The 21,715-nt window shown below is 57.4% G+C and carries 32 protein-coding genes and 1 pseudogene; 26 read left to right on the forward strand and 7 right to left on the reverse strand.

The annotated features are described in order from the left end of the window. The first annotated feature begins 193 nt into the window (after nucleotides 1–193). The 3 genes from R2E40_RS14350 to R2E40_RS14360 are packed head-to-tail and all read left to right on the forward strand — an operon-like array spanning nucleotide 194 to nucleotide 5,339. Nucleotides 194–2,308, forward strand: a complete 2,115-nt coding sequence (locus tag R2E40_RS14350; protein ID WP_318163690.1) for an OmcA/MtrC family decaheme c-type cytochrome — start codon at nucleotides 194–196, stop codon at nucleotides 2,306–2,308. Nucleotides 2,309–2,364: 56 nt separating this feature from the next. Next, nucleotides 2,365–3,336 (forward strand): DmsE family decaheme c-type cytochrome, encoded by a 972-nt coding sequence (locus R2E40_RS14355; RefSeq protein ID WP_318163691.1) that lies wholly within the window; start codon nucleotides 2,365–2,367, stop codon nucleotides 3,334–3,336. 11 nt (nucleotides 3,337–3,347) lie between these two features. Continuing rightward, on the forward strand, nucleotides 3,348–5,339 hold the full coding sequence (locus tag R2E40_RS14360) for an MtrB/PioB family decaheme-associated outer membrane protein (protein ID WP_318163692.1): 1,992 nt from the start codon (nucleotides 3,348–3,350) through the stop codon (nucleotides 5,337–5,339). Nucleotides 5,340–5,619: 280 nt separating this feature from the next. On the opposite strand, the gene R2E40_RS14365 is transcribed toward R2E40_RS14360, so the two are convergent. Continuing rightward, nucleotides 5,620–5,982 (reverse strand): hypothetical protein, encoded by a 363-nt coding sequence (locus tag R2E40_RS14365; protein WP_318163693.1) that lies wholly within the window; start codon nucleotides 5,980–5,982, stop codon nucleotides 5,620–5,622. 420 nt (nucleotides 5,983–6,402) lie between these two features. Between R2E40_RS14365 and R2E40_RS14375 the strand changes: the two genes are divergently transcribed. Further along, a complete protein-coding gene (locus tag R2E40_RS14375; protein WP_318163694.1) occupies nucleotides 6,403–7,041 on the forward strand; it encodes an acyltransferase in 639 nt (212 codons plus the stop codon). Between the two features lie 121 nt (nucleotides 7,042–7,162). Here R2E40_RS14375 and R2E40_RS14380 read toward each other — a convergent pair whose 3' ends face one another. Beyond that, nucleotides 7,163–7,507: a hypothetical protein gene (locus tag R2E40_RS14380; protein ID WP_318163695.1), complete on the reverse strand. Its 345-nt coding sequence runs from the start codon at nucleotides 7,505–7,507 to the stop codon at nucleotides 7,163–7,165. Between the two features lie 483 nt (nucleotides 7,508–7,990). On the opposite strand from R2E40_RS14380, the gene R2E40_RS14385 reads away from it, so the two are divergent. Beyond that, the gene (locus R2E40_RS14385; RefSeq protein ID WP_318163696.1) at nucleotides 7,991–8,500 is read left to right on the forward strand and encodes a hypothetical protein; all 510 of its coding nucleotides are present in this window, start codon (nucleotides 7,991–7,993) and stop codon (nucleotides 8,498–8,500) included. Between the two features lie 332 nt (nucleotides 8,501–8,832). Here R2E40_RS14385 and R2E40_RS14390 read toward each other — a convergent pair whose 3' ends face one another. From R2E40_RS14390 to R2E40_RS14405, 4 genes and pseudogenes are all read right to left on the reverse strand, one after another. Next, nucleotides 8,833–9,888 carry a tyrosine-type recombinase/integrase gene (locus R2E40_RS14390; protein ID WP_318163697.1) on the reverse strand — a complete coding sequence of 352 codons (1,056 nt, stop codon included), beginning with the start codon at nucleotides 9,886–9,888 and terminating at the stop codon, nucleotides 8,833–8,835. A gap of 3 nt (nucleotides 9,889–9,891) precedes the next feature. Continuing rightward, nucleotides 9,892–11,082, reverse strand: coding sequence for a putative phage abortive infection protein (locus tag R2E40_RS14395; protein ID WP_318163698.1), 1,191 nt, complete (start codon nucleotides 11,080–11,082; stop codon nucleotides 9,892–9,894). An 87-nt stretch (nucleotides 11,083–11,169) separates the two neighbouring features. Beyond that, nucleotides 11,170–11,865 carry an XRE family transcriptional regulator gene (locus tag R2E40_RS14400; RefSeq protein WP_318165560.1) on the reverse strand — a complete coding sequence of 232 codons (696 nt, stop codon included), beginning with the start codon at nucleotides 11,863–11,865 and terminating at the stop codon, nucleotides 11,170–11,172. Nucleotides 11,866–11,916: 51 nt separating this feature from the next. Further along, nucleotides 11,917–12,087, reverse strand: a pseudogene (locus tag R2E40_RS14405) (helix-turn-helix domain-containing protein); the annotation flags it as partial. Nucleotides 12,088–12,208: 121 nt separating this feature from the next. On the opposite strand from R2E40_RS14405, the gene R2E40_RS14410 reads away from it, so the two are divergent. The 21 genes from R2E40_RS14410 to R2E40_RS14510 all read left to right on the forward strand — a co-directional run bounded on the left by R2E40_RS14410 (nucleotide 12,209) and on the right by R2E40_RS14510 (nucleotide 21,468). Next, nucleotides 12,209–12,400 carry a Cro/CI family transcriptional regulator gene (locus R2E40_RS14410; protein WP_318163699.1) on the forward strand — a complete coding sequence of 64 codons (192 nt, stop codon included), beginning with the start codon at nucleotides 12,209–12,211 and terminating at the stop codon, nucleotides 12,398–12,400. Between the two features lie 10 nt (nucleotides 12,401–12,410). Next, a complete protein-coding gene (locus R2E40_RS14415; RefSeq protein WP_318163700.1) occupies nucleotides 12,411–12,773 on the forward strand; it encodes a hypothetical protein in 363 nt (120 codons plus the stop codon). A 33-nt stretch (nucleotides 12,774–12,806) separates the two neighbouring features. Next, nucleotides 12,807–13,322: a phage regulatory CII family protein gene (locus tag R2E40_RS14420; RefSeq protein WP_318163701.1), complete on the forward strand. Its 516-nt coding sequence runs from the start codon at nucleotides 12,807–12,809 to the stop codon at nucleotides 13,320–13,322. Between the two features lie 10 nt (nucleotides 13,323–13,332). Next, nucleotides 13,333–13,557 carry an ogr/Delta-like zinc finger family protein gene (locus R2E40_RS14425; protein ID WP_017778679.1) on the forward strand — a complete coding sequence of 75 codons (225 nt, stop codon included), beginning with the start codon at nucleotides 13,333–13,335 and terminating at the stop codon, nucleotides 13,555–13,557. Further along, the gene (locus R2E40_RS14430) at nucleotides 13,554–13,775 is read left to right on the forward strand and encodes a hypothetical protein (protein ID WP_318163702.1); all 222 of its coding nucleotides are present in this window, start codon (nucleotides 13,554–13,556) and stop codon (nucleotides 13,773–13,775) included. Before R2E40_RS14425 ends, R2E40_RS14430 begins: the two co-directional genes overlap by 4 nt. A gap of 15 nt (nucleotides 13,776–13,790) precedes the next feature. Next, on the forward strand, nucleotides 13,791–14,234 hold the full coding sequence (locus R2E40_RS14435) for a hypothetical protein (protein ID WP_318163703.1): 444 nt from the start codon (nucleotides 13,791–13,793) through the stop codon (nucleotides 14,232–14,234). A gap of 36 nt (nucleotides 14,235–14,270) precedes the next feature. Continuing rightward, a complete protein-coding gene (locus tag R2E40_RS14440) occupies nucleotides 14,271–14,705 on the forward strand; it encodes a tellurite resistance TerB family protein (RefSeq protein ID WP_318163704.1) in 435 nt (144 codons plus the stop codon). Next, nucleotides 14,698–14,859 carry a DUF3927 family protein gene (locus R2E40_RS14445; protein ID WP_318163705.1) on the forward strand — a complete coding sequence of 54 codons (162 nt, stop codon included), beginning with the start codon at nucleotides 14,698–14,700 and terminating at the stop codon, nucleotides 14,857–14,859. Before R2E40_RS14440 ends, R2E40_RS14445 begins: the two co-directional genes overlap by 8 nt. A gap of 141 nt (nucleotides 14,860–15,000) precedes the next feature. Next, a complete protein-coding gene (locus R2E40_RS14450) occupies nucleotides 15,001–15,300 on the forward strand; it encodes a hypothetical protein (protein ID WP_318163706.1) in 300 nt (99 codons plus the stop codon). Next, entirely contained in the window at nucleotides 15,297–15,446 is a 150-nt protein-coding gene (locus R2E40_RS14455; RefSeq protein ID WP_318163707.1) for a hypothetical protein, read from the forward strand. Before R2E40_RS14450 ends, R2E40_RS14455 begins: the two co-directional genes overlap by 4 nt. Continuing rightward, complete coding sequence (locus R2E40_RS14460; RefSeq protein ID WP_318163708.1) at nucleotides 15,443–15,760, forward strand: hypothetical protein; 318 nt, start codon at nucleotides 15,443–15,445, stop codon at nucleotides 15,758–15,760. The genes R2E40_RS14455 and R2E40_RS14460 overlap by 4 nt, the downstream gene beginning before the upstream one ends. Further along, complete coding sequence (locus R2E40_RS14465; protein ID WP_318163709.1) at nucleotides 15,757–15,978, forward strand: hypothetical protein; 222 nt, start codon at nucleotides 15,757–15,759, stop codon at nucleotides 15,976–15,978. Before R2E40_RS14460 ends, R2E40_RS14465 begins: the two co-directional genes overlap by 4 nt. Before the next feature lie 77 nt (nucleotides 15,979–16,055). Then, nucleotides 16,056–16,424 (forward strand): hypothetical protein, encoded by a 369-nt coding sequence (locus R2E40_RS14470; RefSeq protein ID WP_318163710.1) that lies wholly within the window; start codon nucleotides 16,056–16,058, stop codon nucleotides 16,422–16,424. After that, entirely contained in the window at nucleotides 16,421–18,787 is a 2,367-nt protein-coding gene (locus R2E40_RS14475) for a replication endonuclease (RefSeq protein ID WP_318163711.1), read from the forward strand. The genes R2E40_RS14470 and R2E40_RS14475 overlap by 4 nt, the downstream gene beginning before the upstream one ends. Before the next feature lie 10 nt (nucleotides 18,788–18,797). Further along, entirely contained in the window at nucleotides 18,798–19,025 is a 228-nt protein-coding gene (locus R2E40_RS14480; protein WP_318163712.1) for a hypothetical protein, read from the forward strand. Beyond that, on the forward strand, nucleotides 19,022–19,213 hold the full coding sequence (locus R2E40_RS14485; RefSeq protein ID WP_318163713.1) for a hypothetical protein: 192 nt from the start codon (nucleotides 19,022–19,024) through the stop codon (nucleotides 19,211–19,213). The genes R2E40_RS14480 and R2E40_RS14485 overlap by 4 nt, the downstream gene beginning before the upstream one ends. Nucleotides 19,214–19,535: 322 nt before the next feature. Beyond that, the gene (locus tag R2E40_RS14490; RefSeq protein ID WP_318163714.1) at nucleotides 19,536–19,940 is read left to right on the forward strand and encodes a DUF3850 domain-containing protein; all 405 of its coding nucleotides are present in this window, start codon (nucleotides 19,536–19,538) and stop codon (nucleotides 19,938–19,940) included. Then, nucleotides 19,933–20,283, forward strand: a complete 351-nt coding sequence (locus tag R2E40_RS14495; RefSeq protein ID WP_318163715.1) for a hypothetical protein — start codon at nucleotides 19,933–19,935, stop codon at nucleotides 20,281–20,283. Before R2E40_RS14490 ends, R2E40_RS14495 begins: the two co-directional genes overlap by 8 nt. Continuing rightward, a complete protein-coding gene (locus R2E40_RS14500; RefSeq protein ID WP_318163716.1) occupies nucleotides 20,280–20,621 on the forward strand; it encodes a hypothetical protein in 342 nt (113 codons plus the stop codon). Before R2E40_RS14495 ends, R2E40_RS14500 begins: the two co-directional genes overlap by 4 nt. Nucleotides 20,622–20,939: 318 nt before the next feature. Then, nucleotides 20,940–21,170 (forward strand): TA system antitoxin ParD family protein, encoded by a 231-nt coding sequence (locus tag R2E40_RS14505; RefSeq protein WP_005308760.1) that lies wholly within the window; start codon nucleotides 20,940–20,942, stop codon nucleotides 21,168–21,170. Further along, entirely contained in the window at nucleotides 21,145–21,468 is a 324-nt protein-coding gene (locus R2E40_RS14510) for a type II toxin-antitoxin system RelE/ParE family toxin (protein ID WP_318163717.1), read from the forward strand. The genes R2E40_RS14505 and R2E40_RS14510 overlap by 26 nt, the downstream gene beginning before the upstream one ends. 40 nt (nucleotides 21,469–21,508) lie before the next feature. Here R2E40_RS14510 and R2E40_RS14515 read toward each other — a convergent pair whose 3' ends face one another. Continuing rightward, nucleotides 21,509–21,700 carry a hypothetical protein gene (locus R2E40_RS14515; RefSeq protein ID WP_412055127.1) on the reverse strand — a complete coding sequence of 64 codons (192 nt, stop codon included), beginning with the start codon at nucleotides 21,698–21,700 and terminating at the stop codon, nucleotides 21,509–21,511. Nucleotides 21,701–21,715 lie beyond the last annotated feature (15 nt).

Raw genomic sequence — 21,715 nt, forward strand, 5'->3', positions numbered from 1 at the left:
TATACTCAAGGTTGATTTTCGATCCGTTTTTGAGACTTAGATCAACGCCATCTAATATATAAACCTTACAATTAAGATGGAAATGATTTATACCGTATTTAGTCCTCTTTTGACCCTTAAGTGGTATCTTTTTGGGAATTTTTTGAGCTGGCTCATATATGGAACAATAAGTCCGATAAAAAAGGATAAAACAATGAAATACTGGAAAGTATTGGTGGCTGCAGCAATGGTGTTCACCCTCTCCTCCTGTGGGGGCGGTGGTGATGGCAATGACCAGACGGATCCACCTCCCCCTCCGCCGGGAACCCCAGATTCGCTGGTGATCTCGGCCTCCACCCCGCAACTTGGCGAGAGCGGTCAGCTCTCGGTGCAATTCAAGGTAACCGACAAGCAAGGCAAGGGTTATGAGCTGGGAACCACCCTTCCCTCCTTCACCCTGGCCAAGGTGATCCCCGGCCGCGACGCCAAACGGGAAGACCCTGTCATCTGGAAGAGCTTCATCTACAGCACCAAGAACAACCGGCCCACCGGCGAGAACGGCGGCAAGCTGGAAGCCCTTGGCAATGGCCAGTACCGCTATACCTTCTCCTTCAATGCCACCACGGTGCGCGACCCTTATCCGAGCGATTCGCAGGACAACAACGGCTTGATCCGCTGGGATGAGGCAGCGACCCACCGCCTCGGCATCTACTTTGGCGGCAGCAACGGCATTCCGGTCACCGACTACGTGCTGGACTGGGTACCGGCCGGCACGCCGCCACTGCTGACCCGCGACATCCTGGAGCAGCAGAGCTGCGACAGCTGCCACATGAAGCAACCTATTCACCACAGCAACCGGGCCGATCCCAAGCTCTGCGTCACCTGCCACAACGAGAGCGTGCCCGGCAGCGGACGGGGCGATCTGACCACCCTGGTGCACAAGCTGCACGGCAACCTGGATGCCACCGCCACCAAGCTGGTGAGCCACTTCCCGCAGGATCCGCGCAACTGCGACACCTGCCACAAGGGCGTCACCCCGACCACTCCGGATGCCAACAACTGGCAGCACGCCCAAGAGAAACCCTGCGGCGCCTGCCACGCGGACTCCACCACGGCAACCGGCTACGTCAGCCACATCAACGGCAAGATCACCAGCGGCGCCCTCTGTACCCAGTGCCACGCCGAGACCCCCGGCAACACCAAGTCCCCCAGCAGCGTGCACATGGGCTACCTCGCCAACGAGGCCGCCGGTCGCGACAAGCTGGTGTTCAAGTTTGACGACGTGCGCTACGCCGCGCCCAACATCGAGGTCGAGCTGACCGTGACCGCCAACGGCACGCCGGTCGAGACCATGGACGGGGTGCTCAAGTACATCAAGTACGGCGATCTGGCCAAGGCTCCCTACGTGCTGGTCAACTGGGATCAGGGCAGCGGCTTCGAGCTGGGCTACACCAACCCGCAGACCTTCGTCGCCGGCAACAAGATTGACTTCACCAAGTGCGAAAGCCAGGGCGGCGGCAGCTTCCTGTGCCGCAAAGAGGTGGGTAACGAGGTGACCGGCACCCTGGCGGCCACGGTCGCCGAGCTGCAGGTGTGCGTCGCCCGCAAGGCGGATCGCAACGGTGCCTTCGCCGCCGGGGATCTGCTCCCCTGCAGCAGCACCGCCAGCGCCCTCTCCTACGTGGCCATCAACCCGGTCAAGGCCTACTTCCGGGTCGAAGGCGGGGTGGACGGCAGCTATGTGCTCAAGGCAGGGGCGGATCTGGCCTCCTGCAACGGCTGTCACAAGGATCTGGCCATCCACACCGAGGGCAACGCGGGCTCGGCCCACGCCTCCAAGGACTTCGCCCAGTGCACCAGCTGCCACAACGCCACCCGCACCTCCTTCTATGCGGGTGTGCCGGGGGATCTGAAGTACCACGTGCACTCCTTCCACGCCTTCGGCTCCCATCGCAGCGGTGATGCCACCTTCCCGGGCAAGCTGAACAACTGCGAGTCCTGCCACACCAAGGGTCAGTACAACCTGCCCAACCAGCAGAACGAACGACCCTCGCTGGTGGCGACCACGGCGGACAACAAGCAGCCCAAGTTCTTCAGTCCGACCCTGGTGGTCTGCGCCAGCTGCCACCTCAAGTCGCCGCTGGGACTGGTCAAGCCGGACAACCCGGTCGCCGGGGATGAGTGGGCCACCCACATGAAGAACAACGGCGCCATTTTTGGTGCAGAGACGATAGAGGCCGCCACCGGAGTTGAACAGTGCGCGTCCTGCCATGCCGTCGGGCAGGAGCAGGGCGTCGACAAGGTTCACAAGGTGTATGACTTCCGTTGAGACCACCAGGCCGGGGGGATGCCTCCCCCCGACCCTTTGCCGTTGAAGGACACGATATGAAAAGAATCACCCCGCAGTGGCTCCTGGCGGGTTTGCTGGCACTCGGTTGCCTGCCGGTCTGGGCCAAGAGCGATGCCCAGCCGGCGGCCGATGCCGATCCGCGCCTGCAGGTCGAGGCCACCCTCGACCAGAAATTCGACCAGGGCAAATACTCCCCCAAGGGGGCCGATACCTGCCTCAAGTGCCACGATGCCGACTCGCGCAAGCCCGCCACCGGCATCTTCCACAATGTGCATGGCAACCTCGGCAACCAGAACGGACCGATGGCCGACAAGCAGTGTGAAGCCTGCCACGGCCCCGCCGGCAACCACCCGCGCAATCCCCGCAAGGGGCAGAAGCGGGAACCCATGATCACCTTCGGCCCCGACTCGCCGGTGCCGGTGGAGAAGCAGAACAGCGTCTGCCTCTCCTGCCACACCGATACCCAGCGGATGGGCTGGCATGCCAGTGCTCACGCGGTGGAGGATGTCTCCTGCACCAGCTGCCACAGCCTGCACCAGGCCAAGGATCCGGTGATGGACAGCAAGCTGCAGGTGGAGACCTGTACCAGCTGCCACGCCCAGCAAAAGGCCGATCTGCACAAACGCACCAGCCACCCCATTCTCAATGGCGAGCTGCCCTGCTCCAGTTGCCACAACCCGCACCAGTCGCAGAACGAGGCCAGCCTCAAGCAGCCCAGCCTCAACGAGAGCTGCTACGAGTGTCACGCCGAGAAACGGGGCCCCTTCCTGTGGGAACATGAACCGGTGACCGAGGATTGCTCCCTCTGCCACAGCCCGCACGGCTCCATCAACCAGGCGCTGCTCAACAAGCGGGTGCCCCAGCTGTGCCAGGAGTGCCACAGCGTGCCCCATGCCAACGTCTCCATCCCCGAGGGGGATCTCAAGGTGCGTGGCGGCAGTTGCCTGAACTGTCATAACCAGATCCACGGGACCAACCATCCCAGCGGTCAATCACTGCGGCGCTGAGGAGAGAAGTCATGAAATACTCAACACTTTGGCTCTCCCTGTTGGCGGTCTGCTCGGCCCAGGCGGCCGAGGAGCCGCTGGCAGTCGGGGATTACGCCCTGCAACAGAGCAAACCGGCCAAGACCGAACGCTGGAGCTGCAAGTCCTGCGAGCGCGATGAGGGCTGGTTTGGCGAGGTGGGGTTGGGTGCCGGCTATGCCAACGACGATGGCGCCACCCGCTTTCGCAACTGGGTTCCCAGTCAGCAGGACAGCGGCATGCTCGGCATCTTCAACGCCGACCTGCAATACCGGGGAGAAGGCTCCCGCTACGGCAGCCTGGCGGTGAAGAACCTCGGCATGGAGCGCTTCAGCCTGACGACCGAACAGGGCCACTACGACGGCATGCGCGCCCGGCTGGGCTACTCGGAATCCCCCTTCTACTGGAACAGCCACGGCCGCAGCGTCTATCAGCCGGGCGAGAGCCCGCTGACCCAGGGATCGCTGGCCGAGTTCGACAAGGAGGTGGTGCGCAAGAAGCTGACCGCCGGGCTCGCCTATACCCCGAAGAGCCCGTGGCGCCCCTACGCCGATTTTTCTCATGAGAAAAAAGAGGCCACCCTCGCCTACTACCAGTCGAGCGTGCCCGGCATCGGCAGCGGGCCAGGCCTCTTGCCCAAGCCCGTCGACGGCAGCTCGACCACCCTGGTCAAGAGCGGCGTCAGCTACCTGGGAGAAGGCTGGCTGGTCGATCTCGCCTACAACGGCTCCCTCTACCGTACCGATGACACGGCGCTCTACTATGGCAGCGTCGCCGATCCTTACGCCAACGAGCGCGCCTACGAACCGGACAACAACTTCCACCAGCTGAGCCTTTCCGGACAGTACAACTGGGATCGGCAGAGCCTGACCGGCCGCGTGCTCACCAGCCAGGCCACCTCCAACGGCAGCCTGACCGCGTTTCGCAACGCCCCCATCACCCAGGATGACTTCCACGGCGAGGTAAGCACCCTGCAGGCCGATGCCAAGTGGGTGGGCCGCTTTGGCCGGGATCTCACCCTGCGTGCCGGCGGCGAGTATCGGGACCGCAAGGACAAGTCCGATGAATACGCTGTGGTCGGCAAGCAGCGCGGCAAGAGCGATCGCACCCGCAGCAAGGCGGATCTCGCGGCCGACTACCGGCTCAGCCGCTCGGTCAAGCTCACCACCGGCTATCAGTACAAGGCCGACCAGCGCGAACAGGCCGACCGGCAGGACACCGACGAGCACACCCTGTTCCTCAAGGGGCGCTACCGCCCGGCCGGGGCGCTGCAACTGGGCGGCAAGCTCGCCTGGAGCACCCGCGACGGCTCGGACTGGCGCCACGACAGCGCCGGTGGCAATGGCAGCCCGACCCTGCGCCAGTTCTATCTGGCGGACAGGGACAGGGTCGAACTCAGGGGGGATCTTGGCTATCAGTTCAGCGAGGGGATGGATGCCCGCCTCGAAGGGTGGTGGGCAAGAGATGATTACAAGGAGCCGGACATAGGGCGCAGCGAGGGCAAGGATTATGGCATCGACCTGACCCTCAACCAGCAGTTCGACGACAACCTGAGCGGCCACCTGTTCAGCAACCTGCAGTGGATCACCTCCAGCCAGAACCACGCCTACACAGGCGCACCGGACTGGGATCCCTACAGCACGGCGGTGCGCGACGAGATCACCACCCTCGGGCTGGGGCTCACCCAGAAGAAGGCGTTTGACCGGGATCTCGAGCTCGGGCTCGATTACAGCTTCGCCTATGGCCGTGGCAAAACCGACGCCAGCAAGGGCTATGACTACCCGGATCTGACCAGCAAGCAACACCGGCTGGAAGGCTACGCCCTCTATCAGCTGACCAAGCAGCATTCGCTGCGCTGGGATGTGCGCTACGAATACTTCCAGGACGTGGATTACCTCTACACCGGCGAAGAGCGCAACCTTGGCAACCTGAACCAGGACTACAACGGCTACTTCACTGCCGTCTCCTGGCTCTACAAGTTCTAAAGGGGCGGCCACGCGCCGGATAAGGGCAGACACTTTGTGTTGTCAGCCCAAGAATAAAGAGGGGAGCCCAGGCTCCCCTCTTTCATGTCAAACCCGCCAGCCTGTGTGACAGGCCATCAATGACAGGATGTGAACACCAGCACCATGTCAACACTTCCCCAGCCAAGCCACATGTGGACATTGATGAAAAAATTTAAATAGATTTCAATTGGTTAAAAACAATCAGCAGCGCCCAATGACCATGAATTGAAATTTTGATCGCCACTCTCTGTCATTACTTTTATTCCTTTCCGACCAGCAGCACCGACAGCCTGCGCCACTCTTCAGCAAACCGCTGCCTCAGATAAAACTGCCTGAGCATGATGGACAGTTTCTTGGCAAACCCGGCCTTGGCCTCTCTTGCCAGCAAGCACTGGATCTCCGCCCAAAGCGAATCACGTTCAAAGCCGGTCCAGATCGGTAGCACGGGTGCCAGAGTGTTGGTGTAACAAACCGGCGCCACCCATTCGAACAAGACCATCTCGACGTGGGCAACGGGAAAGCCCCGTACCACCAGAGCGATCAACTCGAAATCGACCTCATTATCGACAAAGAGATCGGACAGCGCTTCACACAGGTCAATGTCTGCCAATGACTGGGCCACTCGCCAGCGCCTCCCAAGACGGTATCGAATCAAGTTACACCACAGACACCAAGCAGGTTCAAGCTAATCGATGCACCGGGCCATCCCCCCCCTAGCCGGTGAAGCTCTCCCCCTGGCGAGTCTGAGTAACATGGCTAGACCACGGCGAGAGACTCGGTCGAGGTGATGGACCAACAGCGCCGAGCGGTTGCCGGCGAGCTACGACACCTGGAGGCGCCCCGTTCGTGGATGGGGCCCGAGGGCGTGAATATCTTCCAGCTGCAGTTGTAGTTGATAAACGTGGTGGAGCAACTGGCCACTGCCAGCCACACCCACGGCAGTTGGCCGGCCAGCAATCCCCATCATCGAGCAGAGCGATCTAAGGCTTCAGCTTGTGTCGGCATGGTAAGATGTTGTCGTTATATTTTGAGGAACAGATCCGTGGCTCTGAAAACGACGCTGAAAAAAATCACAATGAAACTGTTCAATCAGGTGCGCATATCGTCTGGTAATCGGATACAGCTATCTCCGAGTACCCGCCTGAGAAAGTGTGTAATCTCAATCGGTGATGGTGAAAACCACGTCCAAGTAGAGGACGCCCAAGTGCGGAGATGCAGCATCACTATTGAGGGGCGAGGCAATCGTCTGATAATTCACAAAGGCTGTAACTTGCGCGGATTGATCATTGAAGTACTGGGGAATCATTGCACCTTAGAAATCGGTAAGAATGTGAAGAATACCGGCCCTGGAAAACTATCATGTCGTGAAAGAGGCACTCGCCTTGTAATTGGAGATGACTCCCTTTTGGCGACAGGAATCACGATGCTGACCAGTGATGGCCACGATATCTACGACTCTGCAGGTACACGCATCAACCCAGCCAAAGATATCATCATCGGCTCGCAAGTGTGGATAGGCCAAGAAGCTATGATATTGAAAGGTGCTCATATAGAAGATGGCTGTGTGATTGGCGCCCGCTCTATCGTTACAGGCAAAATCGAGGCTGCAAGCATTGCAGCGGGTAATCCCGCGAAACCTATTCGCTCGAACATTACTTGGAATGAGCATCTAACCTATTGACAACTCCACAGGCAGATGAAGAGGCCCCACATCGTGGGGCCTTCTTCTATCTGCCTGACAGCGCCTAAGCATGGCCAGGGAATGGCGCCGCATGAAGACGCAGCCATCGGGCAGCGCTGCATCATACGTGAAGCCTGCGTACGCTAACAGCCTTCCAGATCATAGCGGCGACGCCCACCGCCGCGTCTGCGTCACGGAATCCGCGCTCATCCGCTCCCGCCTGCGGGCTTCGCCAGGAAAATTTTTTGCAAAAGTGGATTACCGCAAAACCATAGGCCCAGCCCCCTCGCACCAGATAAAAGATCTCGGGCGTGATAAGGATCTGAAAAGAAGGATCCTTTTTGCTATTTTTTACATTTTGCAGGGGCTCTGGATAGCCAAACTTAAAATATAACTCATTGATTACAATGAGAAAGGCGTGCTTTTCGTGGAGATGTGAATGTTCAAAATGGATCCACTTGACCATGATTGAGCACCTAAAATGCTTTTATGTCAGATAGTTAAGAGTAATGGATAGTATTCTGATAACTGAAGTATTGAAAAGAACAAAAACTTTGGTGTTCGAGCAGCAAACTGACTTCCACTCAGCATGTATGGGGCTTCCATCCTAGAACCAATTAGAGGATTGTCGAATATATCCGAAGCCCATACGATACCTTACAAAAGCACGTAAGAGAGGCTATCGTGACCCAATCTGATGCCCAAAAAATACAAACTGACAAGACAAAGAGCTCAGAAATCCAATCCATACAAGCAACCAACACTCCCCGCTCATTACTTCCCTTTCTAAGGTATTTACTGGCAGCTCTTCCGTTGATGACTGCTGCAATATATCTATGTGGTATGGCATACCATGTTGGCTATCTAGATAGCATACGGTCTTACCAACCATCAGTTCCCCCTAGCAATTGATGAGTCAATTTTGCTTGGGTTCATCTCGCTAGTGCGAATGCTTCAGGACAAGGTACTCATTGCTGCGGGCGTGATCGTGGGAATGTTGTCTCTTCTCATTCTGGCATCAATGACAGCCAAATGGTGTAAAGCACTATGGAGAAAAACTTTAATCCCGAATTTGTGCGGCAAGGTTTCTTTATGGGTAGATAGCAAACGACCTTCGAAGGAGGATTCAGCCCCATACCTCAGTTGGATTGAATGGATAGCTATTCTATACGGCGTATTTGCAGTGTTGACTGTACCCACGGCTCTTGTATGTGTCGTTGCATTGTTTTCTTTTCTCCAAGGCGTTGACACTGCAGATGAAGAACAAAAACATATGGCTAAAGGATATTTTGCCAAGCATCAAGCACAGGTGACATTAGCCACCAAAAACAGGCCAATGATCCAAGTAGCCTGTAATACTAGCCATTGCGCATGCTGGGATGAAGATGGCACCACTATCCTGCGCCAGGATCAGATAAATAAAACTCTGCTTGTTCCCAAAGAAGCCAAGAAATTCTGAGCACCAAAACAAGGCTACACATTGTACAGACCTAGTTATCACCTGACATCGGCCTCAAACTGGTATCTTGTCTACTCGACTAAGTCACTGAAAACTCTGTCGCTACTTTAGCACAAACAAAAAGGCCACTATCACTAGTGGCCTTCGTAAGTCTTTGATTCTAATGGTGCCCGAGGCCGGAATCGAACTGGCACGACGCGAACGTCGAGGGATTTTAAATGCCTAGCGGATGCCTTTAAAAACAATAAGTTACACAAAAACATGCACTTACAAACACGGCATCATGCGGCAAGGCGCGGTGTTATGTGCGCTGTGTGGATCAAAAGTGGACACTAGCGCAGGTTGTTGAGAGTCAATGGGTTAAGCCGCAGAACATCCTCAAGATGGTCGGGGGCGAAGTGGGCGTAGCGCATCGTCATGGTGATGGTCGAGTGACCGAGTATCTTCTGCAGCACCAGAATATTGCCGCCATTCATCATAAAGTGGCTGGCGAAAGTATGCCGCAGCACGTGGGTGCTCTGCCCCTCCGGCAGCTCGATACCGGCCCGGCAGATCGCCGTTTCAAAGTGGTGATAGCACTCGCTGAACAACTTGCCCCTGCGTTTCGGAATGAGCGCTTTCAGCTCCTGGTTGATGGGTACAGTCCGGCGTTTTCCCCCCTTGGTGTGGGTGAAGGTCAGCCGGTTCTGCGCCACCTGTGACTGGGTCATATTCTGGATCTCCCCCCAGCGCGCCCCGGTGGCCAGGCAAAGGCGCACCACTGCCCCAAGGTCGGGGTTGCTGGATGCATCACAGGCAGCAAGCAGCGACTTGATTTCATCAGGGTAGAGAAAGGCCAGCTCCGACTCCGTCACCCGGTAGAGCCGCATCCCGGCCAACGGATTATCCCCCTGCCACTCTCCCAACCGCTTCAGTTCATTGAATACTGCCCGCAAATAGGCATGGTCCCGGTTCACCGTCGAGACACTGACCCCCTTGCTAACGTGAGTGGCGGCGCGGCGATCGCTGACGACCCCAGTGAGGCGTGCTTCCCGATACTTGGCAAAGTCATTGGCGGTAAACTCGCTGGCCAACGGATTATCCAGGCTCTCGCAGATCAGCAACAATTTGGAGCGGCGCTGTTCCCCATCACGCAGGCTCTGGCCATGCAGGCCAAACCAACGTTCGACCAAATCAGCCAGCCGGCGTGTATCGGCAGCCTCACCATCTGGCGTCACTTCCCCCAACCAAGGCCTGGCAGTATGCGCTTCAAGCTGCCACGCCTCCCATGCGGTGGCCTCCGCTTTGGTGGCAAATCGCTTGCGCCGACGCGGCCCATTACGGCCACCTGGGCGAATATCTGCAAGCCATGAGAGCTGATTACCATCAGCTAATTTTCGGATAGCCATAATTTATATCTCATTCGTAATATATCTCTTAGATGGCAACTCAAATGTATAATCCTGATGGGTTTGGTTCGTTGTGCCAGCAGGTAGACAGCTCCCAGTCAATTCAGGGCTAACTAACTCAATCCATATTATTTTATTACTACGCACCCCATTAATTATATTGACATTAGACGTAATCTTAGTATTGATATTGGTTGAAATATTAGTAATCTCATTGGTGATATCAAAAGGTTTTTTATCACCATCAACATAAGCAATAAGCTTTCTACCGCTTAACCATTGTTCTTCCACTCGGGTATAAGCTAAAAGATAACCTACGAACCTTTCCTTACCTGCACATCCAAACACAGAAATATTATACTCAAGCATATCTCGCCACAAAATATGTATATCTTTCGGGAAAAGTTCGAAAAACCCATATTTTTCTAAAAGATATTTTAAATTGTTTCGCCCAAATTGACTCAGGCCATGATAGAACAAGAAATACATTTCATATTTAGATGCTTGGGCGACAACAAGATCTATATATTTCTTCTTTATCATAGTATCATAACTAGCTTCATCGATTAGCTTTAATGTTTGATAAAACCCATTAAAATATGGACCTAGCTTATCCTCATGCTTTTGATAGAATTTCACATATACATCGCTCGGTGATGTCGACCTATCTTTATAAATTGATGGGACAGTGCTTTGATGAACAAATTCACACATATCCTTATACAGTTCATAAAAAACTTGCCTTCCATTATATATATCAATCACTTCTTTACTAAAGCCTGTCACCTCACTAGGCATTCTTCGTGACTTTTGCATGGTCAATGACTGTATCACTTCATTATTAAAGGACATCAATTGAAATAGCGAGCTCTCAAATGACTGCTTGTCAAGCATTTCGGTTTGCTTTATAAATTGGTCACCTTGGCTTTTCATTTCCTCTCTTGTCGCAGTGAGCTCTGCAGACTGAAAAAGTATTGATATGAAGAGAGCAGCAAATGCCACACCAGAAAAAAGAGTATTAAGGCCACCATAGACATCACCAAACCTACCAGAATTTTCCGGTAAAACCACCCCGCTCTTTATATCTGAAAAATCAATATTAAAAAATATTTTAGTATAGTTAAACCAAACGAAAAAAATAATTGAAATTAAAATTGCAAATAAAAACCAAATAGCACTTCTTCCTAATTTCATTATCATTCCATTAAACAGTTATTATTAACGAAGGCCTAGTTTTAGAACTAATCATGCTATGAATACGAAACAGAGCGCATCGGCGCCCTATCGTTTTCTGAAAATCCGGTGTTCTACCATCACGCCGATGATTTCGATGTGCTGACGGTCGGAGTGCATGGTGGGGAAATCGTCGTTGAGGGGCACCAGTTCGAAGACCTCTTGCCCACTCTCGTCAATGCCGCGGGGCCGGAACTTCTTGAAGGTGGCCTCTTCGCTGCCGTTCTTGGCGACCACATAGTCGCCTGGGCGTGGTTGTTCATCGGGGTCGATGATGACCAGGTCCCCTTCATTGAAGAGCGGGGTCATGGAATTGCCACGCAGCCAGAGGCCAAAGCCACAGGGCCCGATATCGACGCTGGATGTCACATATTCGACATTGCCATCGAAGGTGGTGGCCTGCTCACACACTTCCCGCCAGTTTCCGGCCTGAACATAACTTATGATCGGAATTCTGTTTCCATGTGGTATTGGAACAGACTCAATACTGGGGTATTCAAAATGCAGCCCCTCAAGACTTTCCTGTCGTTCCTGTTTAGGTAAAGAGCCAACCCCATGAAGCAGCCAGTGTTCATCAACACCGAGAGCAGCCATCAAATGAGATAGCCTTTCATCACTAGGTACAACTTCCCCCCTCTCCCACTTGCTTATCAAGCCATGGCTTACACCAAGTGTGTCAGCAAGTTGGGATGGTTCGAGGCCAAGCTGTGCCCGTTTAGCTTTAATCCGCTCCCCAACCTGCATCGCATACAAGGAAGTTGGTGGCTTTATTGCTCCCGTCAACAGCCAATCTACGGACACACCCAAAACATCCGCTAAATCATTGAGATAGCGACCTTTAGGCTGATTTAGACCTGACTCCCACTTTCCAACAGAAACATCACTCACACCAATCGCTTTAGCGAGTGCCGTCTTAGAAAGACCTAGGGCAGTTCTTCTGCTGAGTATTCGATCTGAAATGTTCATTGGCCTAGCTTAACCTTGGGAATCCGAACTTAAGCTAACTTATGGGCAAATTTAAGTTTGCTTATGACTCAAGCCTAGGTTAGGATTTTTACAAATCCGAACTTATGGTCGAGGTGTGACAGTGAAAAAAGCAGATGCGATTAGCTACTTCAACTCAGCTGCTGCATTGGCAAAGGCGTTGAAGATCTCAGAGGCCGCTATTTCTCAGTGGGGCCAAAACGTTCCCCAAGGCCGTGCCTACCAAATCGAAGTGCTGACCGGTGGCCAGTTGAAAGCCAACCCGGCGGCACCTTCTGCCCGCCCGGCGCTGTAAGGAGATCGCCATGACGATGGAAAGTCATCCCGTCGAGCCCATCACCGAGGTACTGCGTGAGCTGGCGGTCATCAAGCAAGGGCTGGCCTTGCAAGCCCTGCCGGCCATTCCGCTCGATGCCTTTTTGGACATGCTGCTCGACGTCTACAAGTTCAAGCTCCCCAAGCGCACCGCCCAGGACATGATTGCCGATGGCCGTATTCCCATCATTCCCAAGCTGCGCGCCGGCGATCAGCCCTGGGTCAATCTGGTGCGCTGGCGCGAGATGGCCAGCGAGCCGGAGCAGTATTTCAAGCTGGTCAATGAGAACTCCGGGCGGCGGCTGGCAAGCCGTGCGCTGACCAAGAAGCCCACGTCCCGCTCTGTGGCTTGATCCCACAGTAGCGACTGCGAACAGGAGCTGAAAGTGTCTAACTGTCAACAAAACCTACACCGCCATTTCGCCAGTGCCTGCGACCGCTTCAAGCAGGTGCACAACCTGACCGAGCTGGCCGCGCAGATCGGCATGAGTGCCGATGTGCTGCGCAACAAGTTCAACCCGGCGCAGACGCGGCACAAGTTGACGGCGACGGACCTTATCGACCTCTACCGCGTCACGGGTGACGACACCCTGTTCGACGGGCTGCTGTTTGATTGCCAGTTGACGGCCGTGCGCCTGCCTGCGGCGGCGACCGCAGCACCAGAAGCACGTGCCCAGCAAGCGCTCAATGCGGGGGCCCAGATCCTGGGTGTCACCGCTCAGGCGACCACCCTGCTTGCCGGTGACCGCCTCACCAAATCCAACCGAAACACCGTTGTCTCCGGCATCTGGGCTGGCATCGAGCACCTGGTGCTGCTGGCTACCGAGGTCGAAGACCGCTTTCACGCCGCCCCTGGACTTGCGTGTGCTGCCGACATGGCCCGCGCAGCCCTCGGCGCATAGGAGACCAGACATGAGATTGATTTGCCCCCATTGCGGATCTCGCGCCAGCACCCGCACCTCCACCCGGATGAGCCCGCTGTGCGGCATTGCCACTTACCAGTGCAGCAATGTGGAGTGCGGCCACACCTTCAAGGCGGGGTTCGAGATCATCGCGACCATCAGCCCCAGCGCCATGCCCAACCCGGCCATTGTGCTGCCCATGGTCCCACGCAGGACGAAGGCGGTGGCCCAATGAGCAGGCTTCGCGCCGAACAAGCGGGGCTGATCCCGCTGCCGTTTTTGCTGTTCACCCGCGCCACGGTCGTCACCGATAGCGACGAGCCGGTGCTGCGCAACACCACTCGTTTTGATGGCAGTTACCTGGAAGACCAGCACGGCCGCCGCGGCGCCTTGCGCTTCCAGTCTGCTTGCCAGCCGCGCCGCCACTGGCTGGCCAGGCTGCTGCAGGCATAACCGAAGGGCCACCCCATGAACACCGCCAAGGTTTTTGAGCTCGTTCAACAGCCCAGCGCCAAAGACAAGGCGCTGGCAGAGATGCGCGGCCTGTTTGGCCGCAATGGGGCGGCCAGCCGCTGGTCACGCCTGTCTACCAAGGCCCGCGCCGTCATCTGCTACGCGGCCGGGGTATCGACCACCCAAGCCGGGCGCGAGCTGGACCAGTTCGACTTTGAACAGCAAGAGGCCATCCGCCTCGCCTTGGGCGAGCTGCTGGGCACCTTGCACGAATTTGATGGCAGTGTGCTGCACCGCCGCGAATGGCACCGCACCACCACCCGCTGCAACGAACCGACCCGCAGCGAGCTGGAGCAAACCGCCCATGAAGAGAAGCGCCGGGCCGAGCTCAACGAGCAGGCCGGCATATTGGAAAGCCGCAGAGCGGTTGCAAGAAGAGTGGCCGGAAACGGCCAATAACCAAGGCCTACGGGCTATCAAAACTGAGGAATGACCATGTTTGGAAAACTGTTTGGCAAGAAAGCATCTGCCGCCAAGGCCGAGATCAAAAAGTTCGAAAACCGCGACCTGATGGAAGCCACTGTCGGCGGTTGCCTGCTGGTCGCCTTCGCGGATGGCGACTGTGAAGACGCCGAGCTCAAGACCATCGAATCCCTGCTGCGCACCAACAAGGCGCTGGAAGGGTTCGGCCATGAGCTGACCGACACCGTCAACCGCTTCACCGAGCGACTGAAAGCCGGTTACCGCGTGGCCCGTGTCGAGATCCTGCGGGAAATCGAAGAAGTGAAGGGCAACCGTCAGGAAGCGGAAGACGTGCTGGTCACCATGCTGACCATCGCCGAAGCCGACGGCGAGATTGAAGAGGCGGAGCAGAAAGAGCTGACCACCGTCGCCGACCGTCTGGGCCTGCGGATTGCCGATTATGCCTAACCTGCGCTGGCTGCTGGTAGGCGCCTTCCTGCTGCTGTCGGTGGGGGTCGATTTCAGCTCCCACATTCTCTCGATGGCTGCGGATGGGCTGTTGGTAGGGGTAGCAATCGCCATCGCATGGCCGCTGCTGAAACAGAAGAAAGCAAAGGACTGATGACAACGGGCCGAAGGGAATCGGCCCCATCCCTTAGTCGCTACGAGTGGCGATTAAGGGATGCCGAAAGCCGGCAATAAAAAACCCCGCAAAGGTGGTGGAACACCGCGGGGTTTCACAAACAAAACTGAGGGTTAACTCATGAACAATGATACAGCAGAACAGGCGATCCGCAAAGTCGCCAACTCCTTGATAAATACCCACCGCCCCCAGCTGGTGGCATGCCATAGCACCGCCGTCGAGGCGAGCCTGAAAGCACAGGCAGAACTGGCCGACGAGTTGAGCCTGCTCGACATCTACGCCGATCTGACCAAGCGCCTCGAGATCCTGCGTGGTGGCCAGCGCCCCCACATCATCGGGGTGGACATGGCCAGCGGCCCAGACAGCACCGCGATATTCCAGCCGCCCTTTGCCCATGAGCTGCAAGGGGGTGCCCAGTGATCGCCATCACCGCCAAGCACACCGCCCCATCACCGACCGCCCCGCTCTGCTGCTGCGGTGAACTGGGGATCTCCATCCGTATCGAGGCCGGCCATGTTGCCATCGACGAGCCGGATTACAGCGACATGGAAGGGGGTGCCCTGTGACTGATGACCTGTTCGAACTGGAGCCGCCGCTCGACGAGCTGGGTGGCGCCGAATCTGGCCCGGCCCACATGCAGCCGCCGGCACCGGTCAGCCAGCTGACCAAGCACTGGGAAGTCGCCCAGGAAGAATTCAACACCCCGGGCAGCGATGCTCTGCGCAACCGCCGAGTGACCAAGGAGCTGCTGGCCCTTGGTGCCATCCGCGCGGTGTACTGGCTGGCGCTGGGCAGTAACGAGGTTGCGCTGGCCAAACAGATTGCCGAGTGGTGGGCAGAGTGCGAACCGCTCCACGGACTGGGGGAGACCATCAGATGAGCCACCAACAACTGATCGACCAGTGGGTCGACAAAATGCTGAACGCCGAAACGCGCCTGCATGGCCTGCAGCTTGACCTGGTCGAGCTGCGAGCAGATGGCCCCCATGGCCAGCGCACGCCGGCCAGAACCCATCTGACCTTGTGCCGCCAAGCACGCCATGCCGCCCGTCAGGCATCGAGCAATATCCAGTCTCTCTACACCGGAGGCGCCATCTAATGACTCACCAGAAACCAGCCGGGCTTGCCCCGGCTTTGGGCGTCGTGCGCCCTGCAAACAGCCCAGCACCGTCGCAAATGGTCACCCTGGAGCCCTGCACCAAGTGCCGCCAGATGGCTGTTTGCCTGCCGGTCACCGGCCGGCACGGTCGCCGCGCCTATCCCTACTGCGTCGAAACCTGCTGGCCACTGGCCCGCGCCGCCAGCGAAACCGTGGTGAAAGCTGACACCGCCCGCATCTCGATGCGCTGCAGTTGCTGCGGCGAGTTCGGCCATGTGCGCCCGGTCATCCTGGCCGGCAACCGCCTCACCAGCCTCTCTTTCTGCGAGGCCACCTGCTGGTCTGATCGGCTGGCCGAGATGGAGCTGGTACCGACCTGCAGCGACTGCGGCCGCTACCTGCAGCCCAACGAGTATGCAGACCGTAAATGCGGGGTGTGTAAGTGATCGACTCCATCACCAACCTGCACGGCATCCAGCTCCCCCAGCACTACCTGGTCGGGCACCACGCCATCAACATGGCCGGCGCGGCTGAACAGCTGGCCCGCATCGAATGGCACGTTGCCAAGCCGCTGGCCAAGCACTACCTGCACCGCTACCCGGCCAACCACAAGACCGCCAATATCTGGCTGCGCCGCATGGTGGATGCCTGCGCCGCCGCTCAAAGCCGGTTCCCGATCCCGGTGATCCACTTGCGCAACGACGTGCGCCGCGAGCTGGTCGCCGCCGAGTGGGCGCGCCGCTGCCAGACCTTGCTGAACAATGGTACCGAGCATGAATGGGATGCCGCAAAGCTGCTTCGAGATCTGGGCTCGCAAGCACAGGCCTGGCACTTCTGCCCGCCACTGCCGGCAGACCCACGCCACACAGCCATAAAACTGCTTCGCCGCCAGCTGACTGACAAAGAGCGGGCGGATATGGATCCAGCCGTTGAGAAGTTCGAAGGGGCCGCCGCCAGCCTGCTGGTGCGCCTGCTTGATGAGTCCTGGTGGCAGCGCAAAATCAACCGCGCCTGGGCCATCTACTGCGAGCTGATCGCCATCCTCACCGGCCAGGTGCGCAAAGGGGTCAGCCCCTACGCCAGCGCCCATGCGGTACGCGAGTTCACCCAGCGCAAGGCCGCCCAGCGGGCATGGATGGCGGGCATGAGCGCCGTCAATGAAGAGCTGGGGCAAGAGATTGACCTGGCTGACGCCATCATGGCATCCGTGGCCAACCCGGAGATCCGCCGTCATGAGCTGATGGTGCGCATGCGGGGGTTTGATGATCTGGCTGCTGAACAGGGCAAAGTGAGCCTGTTCCTGACCCTGACCGCCCCATCCTGCTATCACGCTTGGCGCCAGGGCAGCAAAGACAAGTCGAAGACCTACCAGAACGACAAATTCAACGGCGCCACCCCGACCGACACCAACCGCCTGCTGTGCAAACAGTGGGCCCGCTTTCGGGCAGCACTGGCCCGTGAGGGGATCATGGCCTTCGGTTTTCGGGTGGTGGAGCCGCACCACGACGGCACCCCGCACTGGCACTGCTTGCTGTTCATCAATCCGGAGCATCAGCAAGTCTTCCTGACCCTGCTGGCTTACCACTTTACCGATGCAGAGCGCAGCGAATTGAAGATGCCAAACGGCGATCTGCTCGACCAGTTGGATGAGATGAAAATCCGCAACAAGTTCCCCCGCATCAAGTGGCTGCTGGATGTGAACGACAAGGCCGTGGTCAAGGCCATCAGCCCAAGAGTGAACTGGAAGGAAATGGACCCTGCCAAGGGCAGCGCCACCGGCTACATCGCCAAGTACATCGCCAAGAACATCGATGGCCACAAGGTTGGAATGGACTACGAGGCAGAAGCACCCGTCGACCACACCACCATCGCCGTGGCGGCCTGGGCCAGCTGCTGGCGCATCCGTCAGTTTCAGCAGATAGGTGGCCCGGCCGTGAGCGTGTGGCGCGAGCTGCGCCGCCTGGGGGACGAGGTGATCGAGTGGGATTGCATCCTGGAAGCCGCCCGCACCGCAGCAGACAACAACCGCTGGGGCGACTTCATCGACGCCATGGGCGGCATCGACCTGCCCCGCAAGGAGCACCTGATCCGCCTTTCCAAGCGCCTCGATGAAGCCGCCAACAAATACGGCGAGGACGTCCTCAAGCTGATGGGGGTGATCACCGACATCGGCCAGACCACCGCCGTCACCCGCACCGAGGGCTGGCAGATAGTGCGCAAGGGTGTCACCGGGTCGGGTTTGGGCGAGCGCAGCGAGTTGCCCTCAGGCGGCGGCAGCCGCCCCCCTCGGAGTTCTGTCAATAACTGTACGAAAGGATCCAAATCGGGGGTTAAAGGATCCACTCTGGCTAAAGAGCTGGTCCGTATGGGTCTTGATGTGAGTAACGAAGACCTGCTGCTGCAGGGCTGCATCATCAACGCCGACGGCCAATATGTGCGACTGGTCGGCGATCGGCTGATTGTGACCCGCACCTGGCCGGGTGCCGGCGATGCCGTGGCCGACCAGCTGACCGCCGAGGTCGAGGCAGAACAGGCCAGCAAGCGTGCCGCCAGCAGCGAACAGCTGAAACAGCAGGCCCGCGAGCTGGTGCACTCCGGCGGCAGCGTGACCGAGTGGCTGGCCGCCCTGCCGCTGGCCAAGGCCGAAGAGGCGATCGCCATCTTCACCCGCCTGCTGGATGACGAAGAGGACCGGGCCAGTTACCAGCCCACCGAACAGGAGCAGGCCCGCGTCGCGAGCATGCAAGCCGACAACGACCGCCATCAGGCGGAGATTGCCAAGGCGCGGGCGCGCCTGGGCGTGGAATGAGGAGAAGGGTATGGACCTGAAAGCATATCAAGCACTGGAAACAATGCAGGAGCGGGCCAAGTACCTGCTGCAGCAAGAGATCACCACCATGATCGACATCGTTGACCTGACGCCAGTGGCACGGGCTTGCATCGGGAAAATTCAGTTACCAATCGTAGGGGCACCAGGCGAGACAGATGAGCAGGTAGTCGCCAAGGCAAAAGCATGGTTGCAGGAAGTTGCAGGGGGTGAGGCGTGAAAGACTGGATTCGTCGCCATGTTGAGGCATGGTGGGTACTGCTGGCAGCAAAAATCCTGATCGGCCGGAACGTTCATAGATGCAAGGTCGTGTCTCGCAAGGACAACAACGACATGTGGTATATGACCGAAAGTCTGGAGCAGATAGCCAAGCGGATGCGTAACAAGTACGAGGGGCCGAAAGCATGAGCCTATTTCAATGTGAGCACTGCGGTTGCTGCGAGAACACCGCTCTATCCAGCCAGGGATTCGTCAATGGAATGGAGCGTTTTTATGACTGGTCGTATGCACCAGAACGAAAAGGCTTGAGGCTGTGTAGCGCATGTGGCCCGACCAGCTTCGCATCTGGCAAGCCTACTGAATACGGAAAGTGGCATGGTCGTTTCCCCAGAACGTTCCTGCCGATGGGGATGTTTCACACAAACCGCGTCGGCAACTTGGAGCACAACGAAACCGGCAGCGAGAGTTTTCGGGAGTTTGAGATAGCCAGTAAGGATGGCGAGGAGGCCGCATGCACCACAAAATGAAAATCCTGCCGGCCTACTTCCAGCCGGTACTGGACGGCGCCAAGCCGTTCGAGATCCGCGACAACTCAGACCGCAACTTTCAAGAGGGTGACACCGTCACCCTCAAGGAATGGAACGGAAAACGCTATACCGGCCGCGCAGCAAAATTACAGATCACCTTCGTCACCGACTACGCCCAGCAGCCAGGGTTTGTGGTATTCGGGATGAAGGCTGTCGAAGATAACGCTGGCCGCCCTTCAAAGGAGGAGCTTGAGCTGCTGGCTGCGGCACTGACTGCCCAGGCTCGAGAGCTCAGAGACTGCGGGCCGGCAGAGTGGTCATCGTTCAGCGACATGGTCGAGGGCGCGCTCAACAATATCCGGGTCGATGTGGGGGTGCTGCGTGACTGACATCATCAACCGCGCCGACGTCGAACGCCTGCTGCCGCTCTGCCAGCGGCTCTGGCCCACCATCAAGCAGCAGCCGCCGGGATCGGCGGGTCGTGCCGCCATCACCAGCACGCTCGACAACATGCCGGCCGCCGACCGCCATATCTGCGATCTGCTGCTCGACCGCCTGGAGCGGGTCATTCAATTCGAGGATGCCTGGTTCCCGTTCTACCAGGGTGAGCTGGACACCATTACCCCACCGGTGAAGGCCAAGCGGGTGCTGCCTGCTGGCCAGACGGCAAAGCAGGTCTGGAAGGACACCCGGGCGAGACAGGGTGCATATGCCAAAGGGGGATGCCGATGAAAAAGCCGAAAGATGCGAAGGCCAGGAAGGAGGCCCAGCGCAAGCGCCAGGCCGCGCTTGGCATCAAGCGGGTGGAGGTGGCGCTCTCCACCCGCGAGCGCGAGCAGCTGGAAACCCTGCGCCGGGCCAGAGCAGGATCCGGTGAACCCTACAGCGCCGACGAGTACTTCAGCACCCTGCTGCGCCGTGACTGGGAACGCTGGCAGCAGCAACAGGCGGAGCTGGCAGCACAAGCCTGCCAGCACTGCGGAAACCCGCTCCCGGGCGGCTGCGCTGGCACCTTCAAAGGTGAGGCGGCCTGCTGGCACACCATTGAGGCCAAAACCTTGGCGCTGTGACCGGTCACAAAGCTACTGGGCCCCAGGAGCAGGTGAGACAACCTGTCTTTTCATGCAACAATTTGTTGCTAATTTTTGAGTAAAAGTTATACTCACGACGAGCCTACAAGCCGACAAATCAACGAACCGACAAATCAACGAACCGACAAATCAACGAACCGACGAATCAACGAATCAACGAATCAACGAACCAACGAATCAACGAACCGACGAATCAACGAACCGACGAATCAACGAACCGACAAATCAACGAACCGACAAATCAACGAACCGACGAACCGACGAACCGACGAACCGACGAAAATTAGGATACCGAACATGGCTCAAACAGTACGCTTAGACGATGACTTCATCGCCGACGTGAAGATCCACGCGTCTGCCGCACATCGCTCTTTGCCGAAGCAGATTGAGTACTGGTCCAAGATCGGCCGCATGGTCGAGGACAACCCGGACCTGCCTTTTAGCTTTATCAAAGACGTGATGCTCGCCGCAGAGCAAGTCAAAGAAGGGCAAGTAACCCGCTATGTCAGAAGAACAAAACGAGATTGAGGTTTTTGAGTCGAACCTGTTCACCAAGCAACTCAAAAAGCTCTCTGCAAATGACCTGAAAGTAGTGGAAGACGAGATCGAACGGGTCATTGATGACCCCGAGATCGGCGAGCAGAAGAAGGGGGACTTGTCGTACCTACGGGTGCACAAGTTCAAGCTCAAGGGGCAACTGGTGCTGCTGGGCTACGCCTGGAAAGACGCAGAGCTGCAGCTATACCTGCTGAGCATTGGCCCCCATGAAAACTTCTATGACGCCCTCAAAGAGCGTCGCAAGGCCGATTTGAAACTGATCGGCTGACCCTGAATGGGCCCTCTCGGGCCCATTTTTCTATCTGGGATCAACCGCACCAACCACCATCTGCATGTTGAAGAACAAATGACATGAGTGTCATGAGAGCAATGGACAGCTGATTGAGGTCGATGGTCTGCTCGGTGTAGTTCTGCGCTGGCGAGGGAAAGCCACAGGCCACCGGGGAAAGGAACAGGGGCAGCTCCAACGAGGGAGCATCGGGAGTGAGTTGAGCAAACATGCGGGACATCTCGAC

Origin of the sequence: Aeromonas sp. CD (assembly GCF_033349375.1) — a bacterium.
Taxonomy (GTDB): domain Bacteria; phylum Pseudomonadota; class Gammaproteobacteria; order Enterobacterales; family Aeromonadaceae; genus Aeromonas; species Aeromonas hydrophila.

Excerpts from the sequence above, each read along its gene's own strand:
- R2E40_RS14350 (WP_318163690.1), top strand. The coding sequence starts at position 194 with ATGAAATACTGGAAAGTATTGGTGGCTGCAGCAATGGTGTTCACCCTC.
- R2E40_RS14355 (WP_318163691.1), top strand. The coding sequence starts at position 2,365 with ATGAAAAGAATCACCCCGCAGTGGCTCCTGGCGGGTTTGCTGGCACTC.
- R2E40_RS14360 (WP_318163692.1), top strand. The coding sequence starts at position 3,348 with ATGAAATACTCAACACTTTGGCTCTCCCTGTTGGCGGTCTGCTCGGCC.
- R2E40_RS14380 (WP_318163695.1), bottom strand. The coding sequence starts at position 7,507 with ATGGTCAAGTGGATCCATTTTGAACATTCACATCTCCACGAAAAGCAC.
- R2E40_RS14385 (WP_318163696.1), top strand. The coding sequence starts at position 7,991 with ATGCTTCAGGACAAGGTACTCATTGCTGCGGGCGTGATCGTGGGAATG.
- R2E40_RS14390 (WP_318163697.1), bottom strand. The coding sequence starts at position 9,888 with ATGGCTATCCGAAAATTAGCTGATGGTAATCAGCTCTCATGGCTTGCA.
- R2E40_RS14395 (WP_318163698.1), bottom strand. The coding sequence starts at position 11,082 with ATGAAATTAGGAAGAAGTGCTATTTGGTTTTTATTTGCAATTTTAATT.
- R2E40_RS14400 (WP_318165560.1), bottom strand. The coding sequence starts at position 11,865 with ATGCAGGTTGGGGAGCGGATTAAAGCTAAACGGGCACAGCTTGGCCTC.
- R2E40_RS14415 (WP_318163700.1), top strand. The coding sequence starts at position 12,411 with ATGACGATGGAAAGTCATCCCGTCGAGCCCATCACCGAGGTACTGCGT.
- R2E40_RS14425 (WP_017778679.1), top strand. The coding sequence starts at position 13,333 with ATGAGATTGATTTGCCCCCATTGCGGATCTCGCGCCAGCACCCGCACC.
- R2E40_RS14430 (WP_318163702.1), top strand. The coding sequence starts at position 13,554 with ATGAGCAGGCTTCGCGCCGAACAAGCGGGGCTGATCCCGCTGCCGTTT.
- R2E40_RS14435 (WP_318163703.1), top strand. The coding sequence starts at position 13,791 with ATGAACACCGCCAAGGTTTTTGAGCTCGTTCAACAGCCCAGCGCCAAA.
- R2E40_RS14440 (WP_318163704.1), top strand. The coding sequence starts at position 14,271 with ATGTTTGGAAAACTGTTTGGCAAGAAAGCATCTGCCGCCAAGGCCGAG.
- R2E40_RS14445 (WP_318163705.1), top strand. The coding sequence starts at position 14,698 with ATGCCTAACCTGCGCTGGCTGCTGGTAGGCGCCTTCCTGCTGCTGTCG.
- R2E40_RS14450 (WP_318163706.1), top strand. The coding sequence starts at position 15,001 with ATGAACAATGATACAGCAGAACAGGCGATCCGCAAAGTCGCCAACTCC.
- R2E40_RS14465 (WP_318163709.1), top strand. The coding sequence starts at position 15,757 with ATGAGCCACCAACAACTGATCGACCAGTGGGTCGACAAAATGCTGAAC.
- R2E40_RS14470 (WP_318163710.1), top strand. The coding sequence starts at position 16,056 with ATGGTCACCCTGGAGCCCTGCACCAAGTGCCGCCAGATGGCTGTTTGC.
- R2E40_RS14480 (WP_318163712.1), top strand. The coding sequence starts at position 18,798 with ATGGACCTGAAAGCATATCAAGCACTGGAAACAATGCAGGAGCGGGCC.
- R2E40_RS14490 (WP_318163714.1), top strand. The coding sequence starts at position 19,536 with ATGCACCACAAAATGAAAATCCTGCCGGCCTACTTCCAGCCGGTACTG.
- R2E40_RS14500 (WP_318163716.1), top strand. The coding sequence starts at position 20,280 with ATGAAAAAGCCGAAAGATGCGAAGGCCAGGAAGGAGGCCCAGCGCAAG.
- R2E40_RS14505 (WP_005308760.1), top strand. The coding sequence starts at position 20,940 with ATGGCTCAAACAGTACGCTTAGACGATGACTTCATCGCCGACGTGAAG.
- R2E40_RS14510 (WP_318163717.1), top strand. The coding sequence starts at position 21,145 with ATGTCAGAAGAACAAAACGAGATTGAGGTTTTTGAGTCGAACCTGTTC.
- R2E40_RS14515 (WP_412055127.1), bottom strand. The coding sequence starts at position 21,700 with ATGTTTGCTCAACTCACTCCCGATGCTCCCTCGTTGGAGCTGCCCCTG.